We start from the raw sequence: 19,462 nt of genomic DNA on the forward strand, positions 1-19,462 counted from the left end.
ATTTTTATGATTTTATATCCCTGAATTCTAGGATATTGCCGTGCTATGTCAACCCAGCCAGCCAGATTGGAAATTAAGTGAGACTTAGTATGTTTGTTCGTAATCCACCATTCTATGAAAAAGCTGATACTTGCCTTATGTCTTACTGCCCAGGTCTGCCTGGCGCAGCCCCCTAAACTCGACAGTTTAAAACGGGAGTTAAGATTGCTGGACAAACAGCCAGATGGGCCTGCCAGAGACACGCTTCTTTACAAAACGTTAAGAGCGGTCATGAACGACTTTGTCGATATTAACCTAGACTCATCGGTGCATTACACAAATCTGATGCTTAAGCTTTGTAGCCGTCCAAACTTGCAGAAAGAGCTTATCTACGCTTACCAGTTTGCAGGTTATCTCTATCAGGTAAAAGGAGATCATTATCAGAGTATCCAGTTTCACTACAAAGCACTTTTACTAGCTGAAAAATTAAACCAATACGGCCGAATAGCTATGTCGCAAGGGGCTCTGGCTCACGCTTACACAAGTCTGAACGATTATCAAAAGGCGGAGAAACTTTGTTTGGCAGGGCTCGCCCTTCTACGCAAGCATCCTGATCCACAAATTCAGTTACCAATATTGAATTCGCTAGGATCGGTTTATCGGGAGCAAGGTAAACTAAAAGATGCTTTGCGAATCAATCAGGAACTTTATGAGCTGGGCAAAAGTCAACACGATCAATGGTTCGAAGCGCAGGGCCTCCATGCCGTTGGATGGGTCTACAAAGCAATGGGAAATTTACCCGAGGCACTAGTCTATTACCAGAAATCGTTGAGACTGTCCCGACAAGTAGGTAGCAAAGACATGGAAGGCGCTATTCTGCTCAATATAAGTCGCTTATATATAAAACAGCAAAAATGGCAGCAGGCGTTAATATATTGCCATATGGCCCGAGAAATGGCTGCTCGGTCCAATATCAGTAGTGTGTCACGTGAAGCAGAGGAATTATACTATATTATTTTTAAGCACACAGGCCAACCAGCAAAAGCCTTAAAAGCCTACGAAAACTTCGTCTTACTGAAAGATAGCTTATCGAAAGAACGGGATGAACAACGTATCGAATCACTACAGGCTCAGTACGACAATGTACAGAAAGAAAATGACTTACAACAAAAACAGGTTCAATTACTGGCTCAGCAAAATCAAAATCAACAACTGGCTCAAACACGTAATGGGTTGTTTTTAGGTATTGCCGTTATAGTACTCATCGCAGGCTTGCTCTTTTGGAATAACAGACGACTAAAAACCAAAAATCAGGAAATAGATCAACAGAGAGTTCTCCTTCAAAATGCGCAAAAACAGCTTGCCGACATCAACAAAACGCTTGAAAAACGGGTACATGAACGCACAACCGAACTTGTCAGGGCTAATACTGAACTTATTCAAAAAAATGAAGAGATAAAGGAAGCGCTATTTAAAGGGCAGACGATAGAACGAAAACGAGTAGCTATCGAGCTTCATGACAATCTGAGCAGTTTGCTTAGTGCAGTCAATATGAGTATTCAGTATATTAACCCGAAAAATCTATCGGAATCAGAACAATCCGTTTATCAAAATGTAAAATCGCTAATCCAGAACGCTTACTCTGAAGTACGAAATATCTCACACAACATTCTGCCCGCAGAGCTTGAAAAAGAAGGCTTAAATACAACGCTGACCACATTGGTCAATAAACTAAACCAGAATTCTCCTCTCCAATTCTCGCTTACAACAACCGCCTTAACCGAACGACTTCCACTAGCTATTGAATTCAACGTGTATACTATTGTGCTGGAGTTGATCAATAATGCTATTAAACACGCTCAGGCTACCTTGGTCGATATTCGCTTAACCCGAACAGCATTCAGTATCAATGTGGGGGTTAGTGATAATGGCATTGGTTTAAGCCAAAGTCATGGTAGACGGGGAGTTGGTTTACAAAATATACAAACTCGATTAGAATCCCTTGGTGGGGCGTTCGATACGATTCGACCCACCGACAAAGGAACGCGTATACATATAAAAATCCCCATTGAAATCGTTCAGACCAATGGGGATTCGGACAATGGTAGTTATTCTATTTCACATTAATTATAAGTGTGGCGGTTCCAATTCCATTTCTAATGGAGGACGTTTAATCGGGTTTTTACCATCTGTCGATTCCGACAGTATCTTGTAGGCCGCTGCAGTAGCAAATGAAGGCTTACCAGATTCCTTGAACGTTCGGGCAAGTTCATGATACGTTGCAAGCGAAGGCTCATCCAACTCAACCCGTGTATTTATGAAGCTAATCGGTTCTCCTTTAATCATTGTTGTAAAGGCTACGTCATTAGCTAATGCACCATCTGCAAAATAGAGTGGATCCTGACCTATGAGGTCGCCTTTTTCATCAATGAGCACAGCTGTATTTCCGCTAATACGGGCAAAACTCTGCAAAGGAATCAGTCGGTGTACTGGATCAATCATACCAATAGTGGAAGTTAAAAGGTGAACTGATTTAGTTAAACAATCTGAAATTTAAGGGCGTATTTCACTAGGCCAATCGTGGTCTGAACACCTAGTTTCTGCATTAAATGCTTGCGGTGTGTTTCGACAGTAGTCGGGCTAATAAATAGCTTTTCGGCAATCTGCGTACCTGAATACTCCTGTGCAATCAGTTTCAGTACGTCCAGCTCGCGTTGGGTAATAGCAATTTTTTGGGGTTTATCAAGCGCCGGGGCTAACTCCAACCCGGTTTCGTTGGCCAATTGCATCAGCACCTGCTGGCTGTAGAATTTGTGTCCTTTTTCAATCATGGACAACGCCATTTCCAGCTCTGACCGATCGGCACTTTTCAATACATAGCCATCGGCACCAGCACGTACCGCTTCCTTTATGGCGTCAGGCTGGTCGGCTACAGTGAGCAAACAGATACGGACACGAGGGAATCGTTCGCGGAGTTGAAGCGTCAGTTCGATACCTCCCATGATCGGCATTTGCAGATCAGAAACGACAAGGTCAATATCGGGTTCTATTTCCAGTGCAGTCAGTACCTGCTTGCCATTGGTATGCTTAGAAACCACCTCAATGCCTTCAAGGCTCGACAGGAGCATCGCTAAACTATCCAGCAAAATTCGATGGTCTTCGGCAAGTAGAATACGCATGGACGTGGATGTAACTGATAACTGGGCCGTAATTTGAATTATAAATACACAAAAGCCTAATTTTATGTACGTTATCTTTATTACCTGGTTTCACTACTTCATTATCGCTGTTGACTGATGAGGCAAAAATGTGCGTTTTCAGATTGCCTATAAATCCTTAGAATTAACGATTTCACATCCTAGAATTTGAGGATATTCCGTCCATCTCCAGTAAACAGAAACGCCCGACAAATTGCCGGGCGCCGTATACGTTCGATCTTGAGCACTTATTCTTCCCCTATTTTACTAACCAATATCTTATCAATCCGGCTTTTATCCATATCCATAATCTCGAAGCGGTAACCGTGCCAAACAAATGACTCGCCTGTTTTCGGAATATCTTTCAGAATATGGAGCGCAAAGCCACCCAGGGTGTCGAAGCCTGTCAGCTCCCGTTTGGTTTGTGCATTGATATTGATGGAGAAATACGACAGGAAGTCTTCGAATGGCAGTTGGGCATCGATCAGGAAGCTTCCGTCTTCACGTTCACGGATTTCGTAATCGGCATTAACATCATCATTGATATCGCCAACCAGCACATCCAGAATGTCATTGAGCGTGATAATACCTAGAATTCCTCCATATTCATCAACAATAACCCCTACATACTGACGTCGTTCCCGAAAACGTTCCAGCACCTGATACGCCCGGTTGTTCTCCGGAACAAACAAAGCATCCCGTTTGATGTCGTTCAAATGCATCAGTTCAGTATCCAGATCTTTCCCCAGAAAATCTTTGGAATAAATCAGGCCCACTACATCATCGACCCCACCGTTACAAAGCGGATAAACAGAGTGCTTGTAGTCCAGAATTTTGGCTTTGTTTTCGGCCAGGTCATCTTCCAGATCAAGATAAACAATTTCCTGACGGTTCGTCATCAAAGAGGTAACCTTGCGGTCGCCAAGCTGAAAGACATTCTGTACAATTTCCTGCTCAATTTCTTCAATAGCTCCTCCTGAAGTCCCCTCCTGAATCAGGCTTTTGATTTCTTCTTCGGTTACGGCACTTTCGTTGGGCTTGATATTCAGTACTTTCAGCAGCAAATCGCTGGAAACGGTGAGCAGGGCGATAAAAGGTGAGGTTATCTTTGAAAGCAGGATCATTGGCCCCGCCATTGTTTTGGCGATCCCTTCCGGATTCGACAACCCAATTCGTTTGGGCACAAGTTCACCAAACACCAGCGACAGATAGGTTAACAGGAGCAGTACCAGCACAACGGCAATCGAGTGGGCGTAAGGCTGTAGGAACGAAACCTGAACTACAAAATTCTGAACGTCGTCCGTCAGTTTATCGCCCGAAAAAATACCGAGCAAAATACCGATCAGGGTAATACCGATTTGCACCGTCGACAAAAAGCGATTGGGTGAATTGGAAAGGTCGAGCGCCACCTGTGCCCGACGATCACCGTTTTTGGCAGCGGTTTCTAATTTAGACTTGCGCGAAGAAACTAAGGCAATTTCTGACATCGAGAACACGCCGTTCAGGATCGTCAATAGTAGAATGATAAGGAGTTCCACGAAGGAAGAAGGTTGTCCTGCTGCAAAAATATAGAAACTGAACTGGTTTGCAACTGTTTCGGTCATACGACTGACCATCCATTTTACTACTTTTACGGTTCGAACCGCCTATGCTCTGATGATTGTTTTCATTAACGACCAGCCAATTCGGCTCATTGGCCCCAAAGCCGCTGCTCAGTTAACCGGCTCCATGTCGGTATCTCAACCAACGTTTACAGATTATGACGAAATTGTCGATGCCCGTTTAGAGGTGCTTAAAGCGGATTCTCTTCATGGACACTTACTGATTCTGAACGCCAATCCGGCAACGGTCAGCAAGCTCCTTTCTCTCCTTCAACGGTCGGAAACCAGTAATCTGCTTTCCGTAACACTAGGCTGCCTGGATAAAGATGCCTGTGAAGAAGCAATGAAAAAGCCGTTTAAAGTCATTAAAGCAGCCGGTGGCGTGGTCTATAAAGACGACAAAATTCTGCTTATGTTTCGACGGGGCGTCTGGGATTTACCAAAAGGAAAATTAGATCCAGGTGAATCCTCAAAAGAAGGGGCCGTTCGTGAAGTAGAGGAAGAAACTGGCGTTGAGGTAGCCGTTGGCGAACGAATCTGTACCACCTGGCACACCTACACCCTGAATGGTAGTCGTATCCTGAAACGGACACGCTGGTATCGGATGGCCGCACTGGACGACAGCCAGATGACTCCGCAGGAAGATGAAGACATCGAAAAATTAGCCTGGCTCAACTGGCGCGAAACGAAACTGGCCTTAACCAACTCCTTCAGTTCCATCCGTTACGTAATTGACGAAGCCGGAAAGGGGCAAAAAGTGGAGTAGTCAGGGGTGAAAACTTTAGTCGTGAAAATGGCCCGACCATTTTCACGACTAAAGTTTTCTGGCCAATGCTGGTACGCCTAACTTGGGCGCTGGGCTTCATGGTGGCACTCAGCTACTGCCCTTGTCTGGCTATTCTCCCAACCAGCGACGAAACGCCATCGCCTTTTCCCGACTGATAATGACATCTTCATCCGACGATGGGCTGAGATCTACTTTCAGCTTACTGGTGAAATAGAAATGGACTTTCTGCACGGCCTTATGACTGACAATAAACTGCCGATTCGCTCGATAAAACTGGCGGGGGTCGAGCGATTGCTCCAGCTCATCGAGCGAATAATCGATCGCATACTGCTTGTCAGACTGGGTTTTGAGATAGGTTAATTTATTGGCTGAGAAAAAATAAGCCACTTCCGCTACCTCCAGCGGCACTAACCGCTGCCCCATATGTACCAGAAACCGATCCCGGAACAAATTAGTCGGGTGCTGGTACTGATTGATCTGGCGAACCAGTTCCTCTATTGGTGTTAGTAGATTACTGGTGCTGCTAAGCTGGTTCGGATGAATCCCCCCATATGTTTGGCGTAACTGCCGAAATTTATCCAGGGCTTTCGTCAGAGAGGCTTCGTCAATGGGTTTGAGCAGATAATCCACACTATTTACTTCGAAAGCCCGCAGGGCATATTCATCGTAAGCGGTCGTGAAAATAATTGGACTTGTTACGCTTACCTGACTAAAGATGGCAAAACTCTGCCCATCGGAGAGTTCGATATCCAGTAAGATCAGGTCGGGACGAGGTGCATTGCGCAGATAGGCGACCGTTGTTTCAATGCTGTCTAATACCGCCAGGACAACAATATCGTCGCCTGCCCGGCTCAGCATGGCTTTCAACTGGCGGGCAGCTACTGCTTCATCTTCAACAATCAGGATATTCATGCCGGGGTTGGTTTAAGTAGTGGTACGGAAACCTGAAACGTTGTCTCGGTTTGATGGATAATAATATCGGCCTGATTCAATAGTCGGTATTTAGCCGCAATATTGGTAAGCCCCATTCGGTTCGAGGTCACAGCAGATTGTTTGGGTTGTCGGTTATTGACGACGACAAGATTCTGAGCCGGGTCCGTGTAAATCCGAATCGTAAGTGGCTGGATGGCAGAAACCCTGTTATGTTTAACGGCGTTTTCGATCAGCATCTGTACGGTCAGCGGGGGAAGACGGTAGGCCATGAGTTCAGGGGCAATGTCGATCTGCAACAGTAACCCGTTCTCAAAACGAGTTTTGAGAAGATCGACATAGGCTCGTATAAACTCCAGTTCTTTCGCCAGCGGAATAACTAACTGTTCATTACTCTGTAACAAGAAGCGATAAACCTGCGAGAGGTTGATGATGAATGTGATAGCCTGCTCTTTTTCGTCCTCCATCACCAATCCTTGCAGGGTGTTCAGGCTGTTAAACAGAAAGTGCGGTTTGACCTGTTCCCGAAGTGATTCAAGCTGGGTTTGCAGGGTGATTTTCTTTAATTTTTCTGCTTCAAAATAAGTCAATCGCCACTGTCGGTAGAGATATAGGCCTTCGTAAATAGCCGCAACGGGAATTACGCAGAAGATACCCACGGCAATATTATACAGGTAACGCAATGGGGTATAGTGGTAACCCCAGATCATTGTTACATCGTAAATCGCTGACGTAATTAGCCTGAACAGGCCGGTGATCAGAATAAACCACACGACTTGAAAGATAATCCGTTGCTGCGTCTGACTCAAGGTTGGATACCGCTTTCGCGAACGGTAAATACCGTAGCGACTGATGGTCCACAGCAGGGATACTTCGACTAAACTAACGCCATAGTCGAGCCAGAAAGAAAGGCCATGCTGCCGGTTAATCTGGTCGTAGAAAATCCAGTCACCCAGCAACGCAATTACGGGGATACCGACCAGGCGAAACCAGAGGTCATTTAAACGAGTCATACGGGCAGGTTCTGAAAACCAATATACGTTAGTAGGCTTAGCGAAGCAATTCCAGCGCCTTTTCCAGCGCCCGATCGTGGCCCGCCTTCAGGTCTTCGGGCTGATTAATAACGACCACTTGAGGCCTGATACCGATACCTTCGAGATTATGGCCATTGGCGTCGCGCACATCGGCAAGGGGTACGCGGAAGCTCCAGCCATTGGGTAGATCACGCGTCACCGCGTCCGAAAATGCACCGCCTGTGAGGTCGCCTACCTGCGTGACGGTTTTGTTCTGAAGCATGGCCAGCATGAATGTTTCGCCCGTGCTGTAAGTCGTTCTATCGGTAAGCACAACGATCGGCTTAGTATACTGAAAACGGCCGGCTGGTTCGGTATAAAATCGCAGTTCGGGCCCAAAATCAGTATGCTGGGGGCCATTGCGCAAACGGGCAGTGAAGGATAGATGCCGTTCCGTAGCAAATCGATTGGCGATATACTGCCCGACTCGGTCTTCCCCTCCCCCATTCTCACGCAGATCAATCACTAAGCCTTTGGTATCCTGAAGATAGGTTAGTACCGAATCCATTGATTTCTCATACGTATCCATATTCTGTTCAAAGCCTTTCAGCAGTATGTAACCCACCCGATCAGCTAATTTTCCGCAGACCAGTTCGCTGGTAATTGTTCGACTTTCGGTCAGGTATTTTTTTACCACGGTGCCATCATAATCCGTTATCTTGGTGCGCCCCAGAATCCCCCCATTATACCAGGGTAGCTGCGTATTGGCAGTAGGTCGCAGATACACGTGGTTATCGTCCAGGTGATTGAGAAGGGCAACCATAACCCGGTAGAGTTCGGCATCGGTCGTCTGCTGGTTCACCTGTGGCCGGTAGGTTTGATAAAGGGCGTTCCAGTCGAGCTTTTTCGGCTCAAAAGCTCCATAAAGTTTATCATATTCACTCCACAGATAGTCGAAATTGGCAATGGGCGTATTGGGTAATTCAGGACCAATAAGTCGGTTGGAACAGGAAGTGAACAGAGCGCTAACCAACAACAATAGGAAGAATGTACGGCGATATTTCATGGTCGTTTTCGAGGTTGTTTAAAAATGGATTTCACCTTCCAGAGAAACAGAGCTGGTTAAAGCGCGAATCGGGCGAGGGTCCGGATAGGATAGGTAACGAGCCCGGTACATGGCTCCCAAACTAAACCGTGGGCTGATCCGATACGTATACCCAAGCTGTACGTTCACCTTACCCATCTTATTCACTGTGGCTGGATTCGTACCCTGCTTAAAAAAGGCAGTAACGTTATTATCTCGAGTGGACTTAGGGAAGTTGGCCCAAATGGCGCGGGTGATTAATCCCACAACGGCCATATCTACACGTAAGGTCAGGCTGTGATCGGCGGCAAACCTATACTCGCTCTGGATGAGGGGCGACAACGTGGCGGTGTTGACAACCCATGGGAAATTAGCCACTTCATCTGCATACAGCAGTGACTCCTGAAATGAACCGCCTACCCAGGTAGTCAACCGGGTTGGTTCAACCGGACCGATGCGCCGGAGGTAATCCACTTCGAGATTCATATGGTACAATGCTGACGAAATCTGGTACGTATAGGGAGTACCATCATCGAACGTCGTTGTGTACGTCCGAGCGCCGAAACGCTCGGGGTTCATGGTACCTGCCCCACCAGACAGCCGCAGATTGACGTGTGAATTTTCTGAATGATGATGATAGGATAGTCCAACCAGTGGTTTTAGCACGCCAGCATACCGAAGTGGAGAGGCTTGCTCATCAAGTGAGTAGAGTCGAAATGTTCCTATAGACAGCCCAATACTGTTTTGGTACATCTGTGCTTTAGCGGTGAGTCCTACCTGGGCAATAATAGCGAACAAAAGAGACGTTTTGACAAGTAAATTCATGTAGACGGTGTTGTTTGCTTGAGATCGCAAAATTGACCTGTGCAGCACCTGTTTTAAAGTTCTGGCCGACGAGGTGGAAAAGATCCATAGTCAACCTGCAAATAGAAAGGCCGAACTGAAAATGATTTTCAGTTCGGCCTTTCTATTTGCAGCCCATAGATTCATTCGATTCAATAACCTAACGCCTTTGGCAACTCAAGCACTTAAGCCTGAATCATACACCATATGTCAGTTAGCCGCATTTACTCGCTCTTCAAGGTTTTAGCAGGATTGGTTTGAGCGGCTGCTCCTGAAAAATACCCTACCGCCCCTAACGCAACCCCAACAACGAGCAACCACAGAAAACCCATTATCCCATAACTTAACCCATTATTGAAGACAAAATACGTATTCATGTACATCCCAATGGCGATTCCACTCGGTAGGGCGATGATCGTTGCAAAGGCCAATAGATTAATAAACTCCCTCGACATCAATTTTATAATTTCCAGCGTAGTAGCTCCAATGACCTTCCTGATCCCGATTTCTTTAGCCCGTTTTTCTACACTGTAGGTCAGTATACCGATGAGTCCCAGGATCGCAATCACGAAGATAACCAGACCTTCCAGGCTCATTAATTGCATTTCATGGCGGGGAAAGTAACGCTCATACAAATCCTGATCAAGCCATGAAAAAGCCATCTCCTGCTGAGGATTGCGTTTACGCCATAGGCTTTGCAGGGATGCTTCGACCGATTCCCGATCACTGAGGGGGTTTGTCTGTAAACACATCACCTTAAATAAGGAAGGAGCGTATTGGAAAACGACCGGCTCGATCTTACGTTCATAATCATAGTGACAAAAATTAGCCACAACTCCGATGATGGTTGCGGAAAGGGTATCATGCAGAATGACCAGTTTGCCGATGGCTTCCTGGGGTGAACCGAGGCCCAGCTTTTCAACTGCCTTTTGGTTGACCACAATCAGCGGTGACACCTGCCCGCTATGACTGGGCACCAGATTGGTTCCGGCCATAAACTTCAAGCCCATATTGCTGATAAAAGCAGGGTCGGTGGCATAATAAAACGTCGAGTGACCAGCCTCGCTTTTTAGGGGTTTAATCGTGGATTGTGGAGGTTTATTACCAAACGTAAGCGAGCTATAGCCTATTTTCTGTACGTCTTTAAGGGCATTGATATCACTCGCAAAGAGTTGATAGGCAGAATCAGGTAAGTTGATATTGAAGATATGATGACGCTGGTAGTTCTCGTTATCGTTGGCCATATACTTGATTTGGTGGTAGGCATGGCCGATAAAAAAGAGATAGATCAGGGCGATGGCAAATTGAGCGACAAGTAAGGATTTGCGGAACCCTAGCTTCCCAAAACTGGCGGGTGCTACTTGTCCTTTCAAGACCTTTATCGGTTGAAAAGAAGACAGAATCAGGCTAGGCATAGCCCCAGCCAGTAAGCCCAACAACAGATTGAAAACGAAGAAGAGCAGGATCAGGTAGCCTAAATGATCAATATCCCAGGTGAGCCACGAAACAGGAAGATAGCTCTTGATCAGCCATAAAATCAGCAGCCCAAAAATCAGAGCTATGTACGAAACCAGGACAGATTCAACCAAAAATTGAAAAACCAGTTGAGCTTTCGTGGCACCGGCTACCTTCCGTACCCCAACCTCCCGGCTTCGATTCATCGATCGGGCCAGGGTTAGATTGATGTAGTTCAACGAAGCCAGTAAAAGGATAATGAGCTGAAAGGCGAAATTGATGGCTATACTTTGAACGTCTTGAATGTAGGGGTCATTTTTGAGTATGTCTTTGGCGGGTGAAATGTCAGCCAGGTATTGCCCTTTGAAATACAGTTTCTTCCCAGCAGATGACGGGAGTAAGCCATTGATCGTATGGGATGTGTTGGCTAGCTGTTGGGTGAGGCTGGTCAGGGTCATTCCGTTGGCTAGTTTCAAGAAGGTATGCGCCTTTAAGTTGGTCCAGTCACTGGGTTGATACCTACTGACCCCATGGCTGGCAATGGGTATAAAAACATCGGTTCTGAACTGGGTTTTCTGCGGATTGAATGGTTTTAAAACACCCACGATTTTAAAACTGCCTAGCTGGGGATGTTCCAGGGTGCTGCCAATGGGATTGGAATCATTGAAAAACCACTGAGCCGTCTCATGAGTCAGCACAATCGTATTAGGCTCGGTTGGATAGGAACCGGTTTCGAGCGGAAAGTTAAACAACTGAAAAAAGAAGGGATCGGTATAAATTGCCTTACTGTTTTTTGTTTTGAGTCCGTTACTCAATGTAAAATCTGGTTCCCTGACTAAGGTGGTGGCCTTCTCAATGCCCACCAGATTTTCTTTGGCATAAGCAGCCAATGGCTCCGGACTGGATGCCCAGTTGGTGATGGAGCCGTCGGTATGTTTTTCGTCAGTTATGACCCGTACAATTCGGGCTTGATCGGGATGGAAATTATCGTACTCGTAATAGTTGACGATCTGAATTAAAGCCATTAAGGCGGTCGGAATAGCCAGACTCAAACCGATACTATTGATCAGGGAGAAGAGTTTATATTTTAACAGGTTTCTCCAGGCGATTTTGACGTAGTTGTATATCATGACCAGGCAGTGATTTGAGAACGTGTATAAAAGAGATCGTTTTAATCCTTCAGGAATCGTTGGGAAGGCAAACGATCGGCATTCAGTCCCATCATACCCGGCGCTTTGACCGGACTTAGCTTAATGTCGTACCAGGCATCGATCAGTTCCTGCTTCAGCAGGATTTTAGATGTATAACCCGGGCAACTAATAAGGACCGTATCGGTATCTGAGACGGCTGACAGGTCGACTTCAAAACTACCATCGGGGTTCACCTGGCAGCTAATCGGTTTGTCTTTTACCTGAATGCTGGCCTCTGGTAAAGGTTTATAAGTGCGATTGTCGCCTATTTGTCCATGAAAGTACTGAGCTACAGCAACCCTGGGCAGTAAAATCAAACTAGCCAATACGATAGCTTTAACGAATAGCATATAAGCAGAAGTTAATGTATTAAGTAGAATAGCCCCCATAGTTAGTGTATAGCCTAGTACTTTGCTAAACATACTACACCAATGGTTCTATTTCCTGCTCTATGGAAAAAAGCGATTAAGTCCCGGCTATTCGGAAGGTTAACGCAGTGGAGTCACTGAGTAAAAAAACCTGATCTATCTTGTCACAAAACGGGTGGTAGCCGGTCTTTGCTTAAAACACGAACGCCAATGGATACTCCGTTTCTGACTCCTATTGAAAAGCCCAAGAGCTTACTCTGGAAGCTGCTTTACTTCTTCACCCGAAAACGCTTCGGTAAAGTCATTACCCCTATGAAGGTGATGGCCGTCCGGCTACCCGTCGCCTTTGGCTCGTTTTCCGGTAAAATTGGCCAGCTCGATAAAAAGCTTAAACTTCCTGCCGAAACCGTTATGTTGGTTCGGGAACGGGTAGCGCAACTCAATGTATGCCTTTTCTGTATCGATATCGGCCGGGCATACACCATTATGGCCTCCATGAATCAGGCTAAGTTCGACGCCCTACCTGACTACACTCGCAGTCCACTATTTTCGGAAAAAGAAAAGGTATTGCTCGATTTTGTCACCCGGCTGACCCGTGATCGCCAGATGGAAGCCGAGTTGTTCCATAAGCTGGCCCGGCATTATGACGAACGCTCGATCTGCGAAATTGTCTGGATTGTAGCCTCTGAATTTTATTATAACATGGGTAATATTGGTCTCAATATTCACTCTGACATGATCTGCGAGATCGCACAGAAAAAAGTCATTCCCGATGCCAGGGGAATAACTACTAGGGCATAATTAAACAAAAAGGCTGGCCCTATTGCCCTGCCGTCAACTACGTATGGTAATCACCCCGCAAATACTTCAGCTCCGTCCTTATCTGTTTCGGATTGCCTATAATATGCTGGGTATGATCGAGGAAGCGGAAGACATCGTTCAGGACGTGTACGAAAAATGGATGACGGTGGATAATGTCAACGATTCAAAGGCCTATCTGGGACGCATGACGGTCAATAAAAGTATTAAACGTCTTGAAGAATTAAAAAAACAGCGGGAAAGCTACATAGGTCCCTGGCTACCCGAACCCTATATTACCCTGGATGCAGAGCCACCACCGACCCTTGAATACGGTCTGCTATTTCTCCTGGAACGGCTCAATCCGATGGAACGGGCGGTATTTATCCTACGGGAGAGCTTTTCAGAAGATTACCGTATGATCGCCCAGCTCACCGGCTTCTCGGTCGACAACTGCCGCCAGTTGTTGCACAGAGCCCAGGCGAAACTGGCGCGTGACAAACCTCAGTCGGTAGAACCCGCCACCCAGCATGCCCTTACCCAGGCCTTCCTGGTGGCTTTACAGCAGCAGGACCGCGATTTACTCAATGAGGTGCTTCGGTCTGACATTGACTTATTCAGCGATGGAGGAGGCAAACGGGCCGCTGGTCTCAAGCCCTTGTTTGGTCTTCAGAAGGTGCTACGTTTTTTGTTAGGGGTGATGCAGTTACCTGAAAATCAAAGTAATGATTTTGTCCACCGATCAGCTTTTATCAACGGGCAACCTGGCTCCCTCATTTTTCGCCGAGAAAACGGTGAGCTGGACTCGATGACCTATATTGGCTGCACGGCTAACCAAATCAATCGCTTGTTTTACGTGCGTAATCCCGATAAACTACACATTCGGAGCGGCCTCTCCTAAGGCCTATTTCGATTAGAGCATGAACCTGTACAAATCTACCATTCGCCCTAACCGCTCCCAAGTGAGAAGCCTCTATGCTGGCTCCGTAGGCTTCGCTTATGGCTTGTCCCCTACTGCCATCAGCGACTTTCAATCCTAATTCACGTTAAAATTTTCGGTTGTCGCATTTCTTCAATACCAGGCCTACTGCACAACCTACTTTTGCATAGAAGTTTAACACAAAGCTTCTCCAAATACTTAGAACTCTGCAAAAGTCAATTATCAATCCCTGGCAGTGGCAAGACCAACTCGGGTACGCTCAGGCCATTGAAATCCCGCAGGCAACCCGAACCTTGTACTGCGCTGGTCAGGCGGCTATGGACGCTGACGGTCGTCCTGTCGATTCCGACATGCGTTGCCAGATTAACCTGAGTTTCGACAACCTGGAAACAGTATTGCAGCAGGCGAACTATTCACTGGCAGATGTTGTGCGACTTAATTTTCACATAAGATGCAACGGGTATCGTCAGTTAGTTTACCAAGGCTATGCGACAGGATAAAGCCAAAGGACTGTATAACACCCGGCCGCTGCTGCCGCCAATGCCCTGGCCGAACTACTCACGCATGACTGATGACGATATGAAAGCGGTCTATACCTATTTAAAATCGCTGAAACCCGTCGAAAACAAGGTTCCGGCTCCCGTGCCACCAGCTCCTTAAGTTCGGCTAGCGAACCTCGTTTGTCGTTTTAAAGCTTCTATAGCCGAGATTGGGCAGTTGCAGGATTACCTTGACGGTGGAACGATTCGCTCGCCAGACGGCGCTATTGCATTTGTCGTTCCGGCTGGAGCACTCACCACGACGATTACGAATCAGAGTCTGACTGGAATTGAGCGGGCTTATCGGTTTTCGCCGGATGGGACCAATTCGCTAAAGCAGCTCGATTAACTTTCCATTACTAGTCAGGCAACGTAGCCGTTAAGGTTTGATAGAGACAAGCGAATCAACGGTCGCTAAGATATTTTGATCGTTGATAGGTATTGAAATTGGGCGAACCATTCTCACTCCTCGCTCCTAATTCCTATTACCTGACCAAATGCAGGTCATCTAACGGATAGGGCAGAAATTCATTGACATGTTGGCCGTAGCGGTGCAGGTCGCGAATGATACTCGAACTAATAGGGGCCAGATGAGGTGACGTAATCAGAAATACCGTTTCGACGCCTTCGTAAACGTATCGGTTTACCTGCGAGATTCCATTTTCGTACTCGAAATCGGTTGTATTGCGGAGGCCACGCAGCAAAAAGCGGGCTCCGACTTCCTGAGCGACATGGGCCGTCAGTCCATCGTAACTAATAACACGGACGGCGGGCTCGTTTGCAAAAGCGCCCTCAATCAGGCGGATCATCTGGTCGAGCGGAAAATAACGTTCTTTGTGGGCATTACGACCAATACCGATCACAATCTCATCGAACAGTCGTAAACCACGCAGCACAATATCTTCATGGCCTTTCGTAAATGGATCAAACGAGCCTGGAAACAAAGCAATTCGTTTCATAAAAGAGCGAAAGAGTGAATGAGCGAAAGAGCGGATAAAAGCCTGGAGCAGTTATCGTTCTTTCCCTCCTTCATTCACTAAGTAAACCTAATCCGTATAAACTTAAATAGCGGTGGGCTGGCAAGTCGTCAAATTCATTGGCCAGCGACAAACCCGGGGGTATCTGTCCGAACGAAAGATTTGGCAGAAAACGGCTCAGTTCAATATAGGCTTCCGAAAAAGGGGTGATTTCGCCATACAGCGATATACTACTACTATCGGTAGGTAACCCTTGCTCGTCAAGTATATAAAGTACGTAATACACTAAGTCCTGCACATTCTTATACCCAAATCGATTACAATAGTGCAATTGGTGGTCTTTTCGGCACAGAATCGTCACAAACTCGTCTTCAAAATATAAATAAACTGTATTGGGCGTTAGTGAATGCCGATCCAGATCGGCCGTAGCCCGCACAAGGGTGCTGGTCTGATGAACGAAGGTCAACGGTTGAAGCGGATACATCTCCGAGAAGAAATCGGCTAATGGATGTTCCAGATTAAATACCGTCAGAAACCCTTCATTGGCGTGAAGAAACGCCTGGGCAAATTCATGGGCCGGCAGCTCACTCCCACGCATCAGTGCCAGATAACTGCTTGCATATTCTTTCCGATACAATTGCTGGGGCACCAGCGTAAACGAGGGCGAATTAATACCGATCCGAATTTCCTGCCACGGACCCGCCGATAAGACTTTATGATCCCGAAAAATATCCGGCAATACATTGGTTAATAAACGGTCGGTCAGTAGCGACGGAAAGGTATAATCTTCAAGATATAACGCCTGCTTACGACCATTTTGAACCAATACCTGAAACCGATCTTTTCCGACTTCCAGGCATAGAATTGACTGGTCGGTACGTCGTGGATCGAACGAATCGGCTCGAATGGTTACAGTAGGTGAAAGGGTCACAGCAAGTTGCACAAATTCAAAAACTAAGCAGTAAAAATAAATCAATCAACTAATAACCAATCCTTAGTTGCCCCATGGCAAATACCCTTTCAGTTGGAATACATCGTCAAGTGACTGACAGTGCTGAAACAGTTGGTGCATCTCCTGAACCGGATGTTGCTTTATCTCATCAAAATGCATCCATTTTACCTCATCGATAAGCTGATTATCCTGACTCATTTCGGGATCTCCTCCCAAACGAAGGCTACCACCCTTCACGTCAACGACAAAAAACAGCTCCAGCGCATGAAGCGGTGGCTGGATAAATTCACTAACAAAGAGCATGCCGCCAATCGCAACAATGAGTCCCGTTTCTTCCAGAAATTCCCGTGCCAACGCATCTGGAGCACTTTCGCTGAATTGTACTCCTCCACCTGGAGGGCTCCAGAACCTATTGGCTGGATTAAGCCCCCGGTGACGAACCATCAGCAATCGATCTCCCTGGCGACATAGTCCACAAACCCGAACCCGAACCCGATTTCCATATAGCGTCTGTACCTCCTGATGGGACATATCTATCTGTGTCATGTCCTGTTCCATGTTAGGGGACGCAAAGGTAGACATTTTTGAGTATTGGGAGCGAGGAGTTCGTGTGAGAATGGCTGACGCATTAAAAAGAACGCGCAAGCCATTCTCGCTCTCAATACTTAATACGTTCCTGAAATATAACTTTCGAGCGAATCGATCCGGGTTTTCTGATCACGGATGATCGCAGTTACTACGTCATTGATCGAAATGATACCTACTAGCTCATTTTTGTCCATTACGGGCAGGTGGCGAATATGCTTATCCGACATGATGCGCATACATTCTTCCAGGCTCTGGTCTGGCGCAATGGTAATCACATTGGCCGTCATTACATCAGCAATGGTCGTATCGTCTGAATGGCGTCCTTTGAGAATAATTTTACGGGCATAGTCCCGTTCTGAAAAGATCCCGGTCAGCACGCCATTGTCCACAACCAATACGGCCCCGATATTTTTTTCAGCCATAAGTTCCAGCGCAGCCAATACAGTTTGTCCTGACGAAACCGAATAGAGGGCATTAACCGATTTACCCTGAAGAATCTGACGTATTTTCATTTGAGTTAGAAGGATTTAGTGGTGGGTGAAGATAAAAAAAAGGAGTTAGGGATGAAAGCGATCAGGATAAAGAATTAAAAAATGATAAAAATCAGTTACTCCGATTCTGATTTCCCTGCACCTCCCATCTCCCCTTTCGGCTTCCCTTTCTCCTATCCTTACCCTTTCTTCTTTGCTGCTTTTTTTGTAACTTAGAAGCATGAACGAAACCCAAACAGCCGCTCAATTACTGGCTAAACGTTTCCCTTTTAAACCCACTGCTGGCCAGATCCAGTTTTTCGATCAGATCGGCGCGTTCATCACCCGCGAAGAATACGAACATTATCGCGACTGTTTTCTGCTCCGTGGTTATGCCGGTACGGGCAAAACCACACTGGTCGGAACGCTCATCAAAGTACTTCCCCGATTTGGCTATAAATCCGTATTACTTGCTCCTACCGGACGGGCCGCTAAAGTGATGACCAGCTATGCCAAGAAACCGGCCCAAACCATCCACCGAAAAATTTACCGGCAGGTAGCAGATCCGGGTTCGGGCGTACTGGCTTTTCAACGACAGAAAAATTACCACGAAGACACCCTCTTTATCGTCGATGAGGCTTCCATGATTTCCGATGAAGCCGAATTTGGCGGAAAAGGTCTGCTGACCGACCTGATTGACTTTGTTTTTGAGGGCCCTGGTAATAAGCTCATGCTGGTTGGCGACACGGCTCAGCTACCCCCTATCGGTCAGGAGTTGAGCCCAGCTCTTGATCGCGGCTTTCTCGCCAGTTCGTTCGACATGACCGTTTATGAGCAGGAACTTACGGAAGTGATGCGGCAGGATGAAGAATCGGGTATTCTCTATAATGCTACCAACCTGCGCATGCTTCTCAACGGCTCACCTTCGCCAACCCCTAAGGCGGTTGGCTTCGATGCCTTACTGAGCGATAAACCCGGTAGCTCAACCTCCGAAGTCCCAGCCATACGGCTGGCTGTTCAGCCGTTCAGCGACATCTACAAAATGCCCCTGACTAAGCTGGAAGATGGTATCCGATATGCCTATGATAAATATGGCCGCGAAAATACCGCTATCATTTGCCGGTCGAACAAAACAGCCGTCCAGTATAATCAGTTTGTAAGACGAATGATCGACCAATGCGAAGAAGAGCTGGACGCCGGTGATATGCTGATGATTGCCCGAAACAACTACACCATTCTGGACGAAGACTCCCCCGCCGGATTTCTGGCCAATGGAGAGTTTGTGGAAGTGCAGAAGATTCGCAATAAAGAGGAAATGCACGGCTTCCGGTTCGCTACGGTCACGTTGCACATGGTCGACTATGACGATCAGCCTGATTTTGAAGCTAAAATCATACTTGACACCTTGTATTCGCCATCGCCTTCGCTAAGTTCCGATCAATACAAAGCTTTATATGAAAGTGTGGTGAAAGACTACTTTTATATCAAAAGTAAAAAAGAGCGAACCGAAGCCATCCGTCGCGATCCGTATCTGAATGCACTTCAGGTAAAGTTTGCCTATGCACTCACCTGCCACAAAGCCCAGGGGGGCCAGTGGAGTGCGATATTTATCGATCAGGGTTTCCTGCCTGACGGGCAGGTCAACGACGAATTCGTACGCTGGCTTTATACGGGTTTAACAAGGGCAACCGATGAAGCTTTTTTAATGAATTTTAGTCCACAGTTTTTTACATAAAAAGGTTATCGGTTTA

21 protein-coding genes are annotated in these 19,462 nt (G+C 46.6%); 8 read left to right on the forward strand and 13 right to left on the reverse strand.

Going from position 1 to position 19,462, the window contains the following annotated elements; all coding sequences use genetic code 11:
- Positions 1–114 precede the first annotated feature (114 nt).
- Positions 115–2,106 carry a tetratricopeptide repeat-containing sensor histidine kinase gene (locus B153_RS0104670; protein ID WP_020595513.1) on the forward strand — a complete coding sequence of 664 codons (1,992 nt, stop codon included), beginning with the start codon at positions 115–117 and terminating at the stop codon, positions 2,104–2,106.
- On the opposite strand, the gene B153_RS0104675 is transcribed toward B153_RS0104670, so the two are convergent.
- The 3 genes from B153_RS0104675 to B153_RS0104685 form a co-directional block, all read right to left on the reverse strand.
- Complete coding sequence (locus B153_RS0104675) at positions 2,107–2,481, reverse strand: hypothetical protein (RefSeq protein WP_020595514.1); 375 nt, start codon at positions 2,479–2,481, stop codon at positions 2,107–2,109.
- 35 nt (positions 2,482–2,516) lie between these two features.
- Positions 2,517–3,158, reverse strand: a complete 642-nt coding sequence (locus B153_RS0104680) for a response regulator (RefSeq protein WP_020595515.1) — start codon at positions 3,156–3,158, stop codon at positions 2,517–2,519.
- 266 nt (positions 3,159–3,424) lie between these two features.
- Complete coding sequence (locus tag B153_RS0104685) at positions 3,425–4,714, reverse strand: hemolysin family protein (RefSeq protein ID WP_157634572.1); 1,290 nt, start codon at positions 4,712–4,714, stop codon at positions 3,425–3,427.
- 118 nt (positions 4,715–4,832) lie between these two features.
- On the opposite strand from B153_RS0104685, the gene B153_RS0104690 reads away from it, so the two are divergent.
- Complete coding sequence (locus B153_RS0104690; RefSeq protein WP_020595517.1) at positions 4,833–5,543, forward strand: NUDIX hydrolase; 711 nt, start codon at positions 4,833–4,835, stop codon at positions 5,541–5,543.
- A gap of 129 nt (positions 5,544–5,672) precedes the next feature.
- On the opposite strand, the gene B153_RS0104695 is transcribed toward B153_RS0104690, so the two are convergent.
- From B153_RS0104695 to B153_RS0104720, 6 genes are all read right to left on the reverse strand, one after another.
- On the reverse strand, positions 5,673–6,476 hold the full coding sequence (locus tag B153_RS0104695) for a LytR/AlgR family response regulator transcription factor (protein ID WP_020595518.1): 804 nt from the start codon (positions 6,474–6,476) through the stop codon (positions 5,673–5,675).
- A complete protein-coding gene (locus tag B153_RS0104700) occupies positions 6,473–7,507 on the reverse strand; it encodes a sensor histidine kinase (RefSeq protein ID WP_020595519.1) in 1,035 nt (344 codons plus the stop codon). The genes B153_RS0104695 and B153_RS0104700 overlap by 4 nt, the downstream gene beginning before the upstream one ends.
- 37 nt (positions 7,508–7,544) lie before the next feature.
- The gene (locus B153_RS0104705; protein ID WP_020595520.1) at positions 7,545–8,573 is read right to left on the reverse strand and encodes a S41 family peptidase; all 1,029 of its coding nucleotides are present in this window, start codon (positions 8,571–8,573) and stop codon (positions 7,545–7,547) included.
- A gap of 18 nt (positions 8,574–8,591) precedes the next feature.
- Positions 8,592–9,416 (reverse strand): hypothetical protein, encoded by an 825-nt coding sequence (locus B153_RS0104710; protein ID WP_020595521.1) that lies wholly within the window; start codon positions 9,414–9,416, stop codon positions 8,592–8,594.
- A gap of 242 nt (positions 9,417–9,658) precedes the next feature.
- Positions 9,659–12,019: an ABC transporter permease gene (locus tag B153_RS0104715; RefSeq protein WP_020595522.1), complete on the reverse strand. Its 2,361-nt coding sequence runs from the start codon at positions 12,017–12,019 to the stop codon at positions 9,659–9,661.
- 41 nt (positions 12,020–12,060) lie between these two features.
- Positions 12,061–12,429, reverse strand: coding sequence for a peptidase associated/transthyretin-like domain-containing protein (locus B153_RS0104720; protein WP_157634573.1), 369 nt, complete (start codon positions 12,427–12,429; stop codon positions 12,061–12,063).
- A 228-nt stretch (positions 12,430–12,657) separates the two neighbouring features.
- On the opposite strand from B153_RS0104720, the gene B153_RS0104725 reads away from it, so the two are divergent.
- The 5 genes from B153_RS0104725 to B153_RS37585 all read left to right on the forward strand — a co-directional run bounded on the left by B153_RS0104725 (position 12,658) and on the right by B153_RS37585 (position 15,073).
- On the forward strand, positions 12,658–13,248 hold the full coding sequence (locus B153_RS0104725) for a carboxymuconolactone decarboxylase family protein (RefSeq protein ID WP_020595524.1): 591 nt from the start codon (positions 12,658–12,660) through the stop codon (positions 13,246–13,248).
- Positions 13,249–13,291: 43 nt separating this feature from the next.
- A complete protein-coding gene (locus B153_RS0104730; RefSeq protein WP_020595525.1) occupies positions 13,292–14,146 on the forward strand; it encodes a sigma factor-like helix-turn-helix DNA-binding protein in 855 nt (284 codons plus the stop codon).
- Positions 14,147–14,406: 260 nt separating this feature from the next.
- Positions 14,407–14,685, forward strand: a complete 279-nt coding sequence (locus tag B153_RS38835) for a RidA family protein (protein WP_425423140.1) — start codon at positions 14,407–14,409, stop codon at positions 14,683–14,685.
- A complete protein-coding gene (locus tag B153_RS37580) occupies positions 14,672–14,845 on the forward strand; it encodes a cytochrome c family protein (protein WP_020595526.1) in 174 nt (57 codons plus the stop codon). Before B153_RS38835 ends, B153_RS37580 begins: the two co-directional genes overlap by 14 nt.
- A gap of 57 nt (positions 14,846–14,902) precedes the next feature.
- Positions 14,903–15,073: a hypothetical protein gene (locus B153_RS37585; RefSeq protein ID WP_020595527.1), complete on the forward strand. Its 171-nt coding sequence runs from the start codon at positions 14,903–14,905 to the stop codon at positions 15,071–15,073.
- A 136-nt stretch (positions 15,074–15,209) separates the two neighbouring features.
- Here B153_RS37585 and coaD read toward each other — a convergent pair whose 3' ends face one another.
- The 4 genes from coaD to B153_RS0104760 form a co-directional block, all read right to left on the reverse strand.
- Positions 15,210–15,683, reverse strand: coding sequence for a pantetheine-phosphate adenylyltransferase (gene coaD / locus B153_RS0104745; protein ID WP_020595528.1), 474 nt, complete (start codon positions 15,681–15,683; stop codon positions 15,210–15,212).
- Positions 15,684–15,753: 70 nt separating this feature from the next.
- Entirely contained in the window at positions 15,754–16,644 is an 891-nt protein-coding gene (locus tag B153_RS0104750) for a DUF3822 family protein (protein ID WP_026261913.1), read from the reverse strand.
- Positions 16,645–16,695: 51 nt separating this feature from the next.
- Positions 16,696–17,199 carry an NUDIX domain-containing protein gene (locus B153_RS0104755; protein ID WP_040760852.1) on the reverse strand — a complete coding sequence of 168 codons (504 nt, stop codon included), beginning with the start codon at positions 17,197–17,199 and terminating at the stop codon, positions 16,696–16,698.
- A 119-nt stretch (positions 17,200–17,318) separates the two neighbouring features.
- Positions 17,319–17,753 (reverse strand): CBS domain-containing protein, encoded by a 435-nt coding sequence (locus B153_RS0104760; protein ID WP_020595531.1) that lies wholly within the window; start codon positions 17,751–17,753, stop codon positions 17,319–17,321.
- Between the two features lie 199 nt (positions 17,754–17,952).
- On the opposite strand from B153_RS0104760, the gene B153_RS0104765 reads away from it, so the two are divergent.
- Positions 17,953–19,446, forward strand: coding sequence for an ATP-dependent DNA helicase (locus tag B153_RS0104765; RefSeq protein WP_020595532.1), 1,494 nt, complete (start codon positions 17,953–17,955; stop codon positions 19,444–19,446).
- Positions 19,447–19,462: the final 16 nt, after the last annotated feature.

Source organism: Spirosoma panaciterrae DSM 21099 (genome assembly GCF_000374025.1).
GTDB lineage: Bacteria > Bacteroidota > Bacteroidia > Cytophagales > Spirosomataceae > Spirosoma > Spirosoma panaciterrae.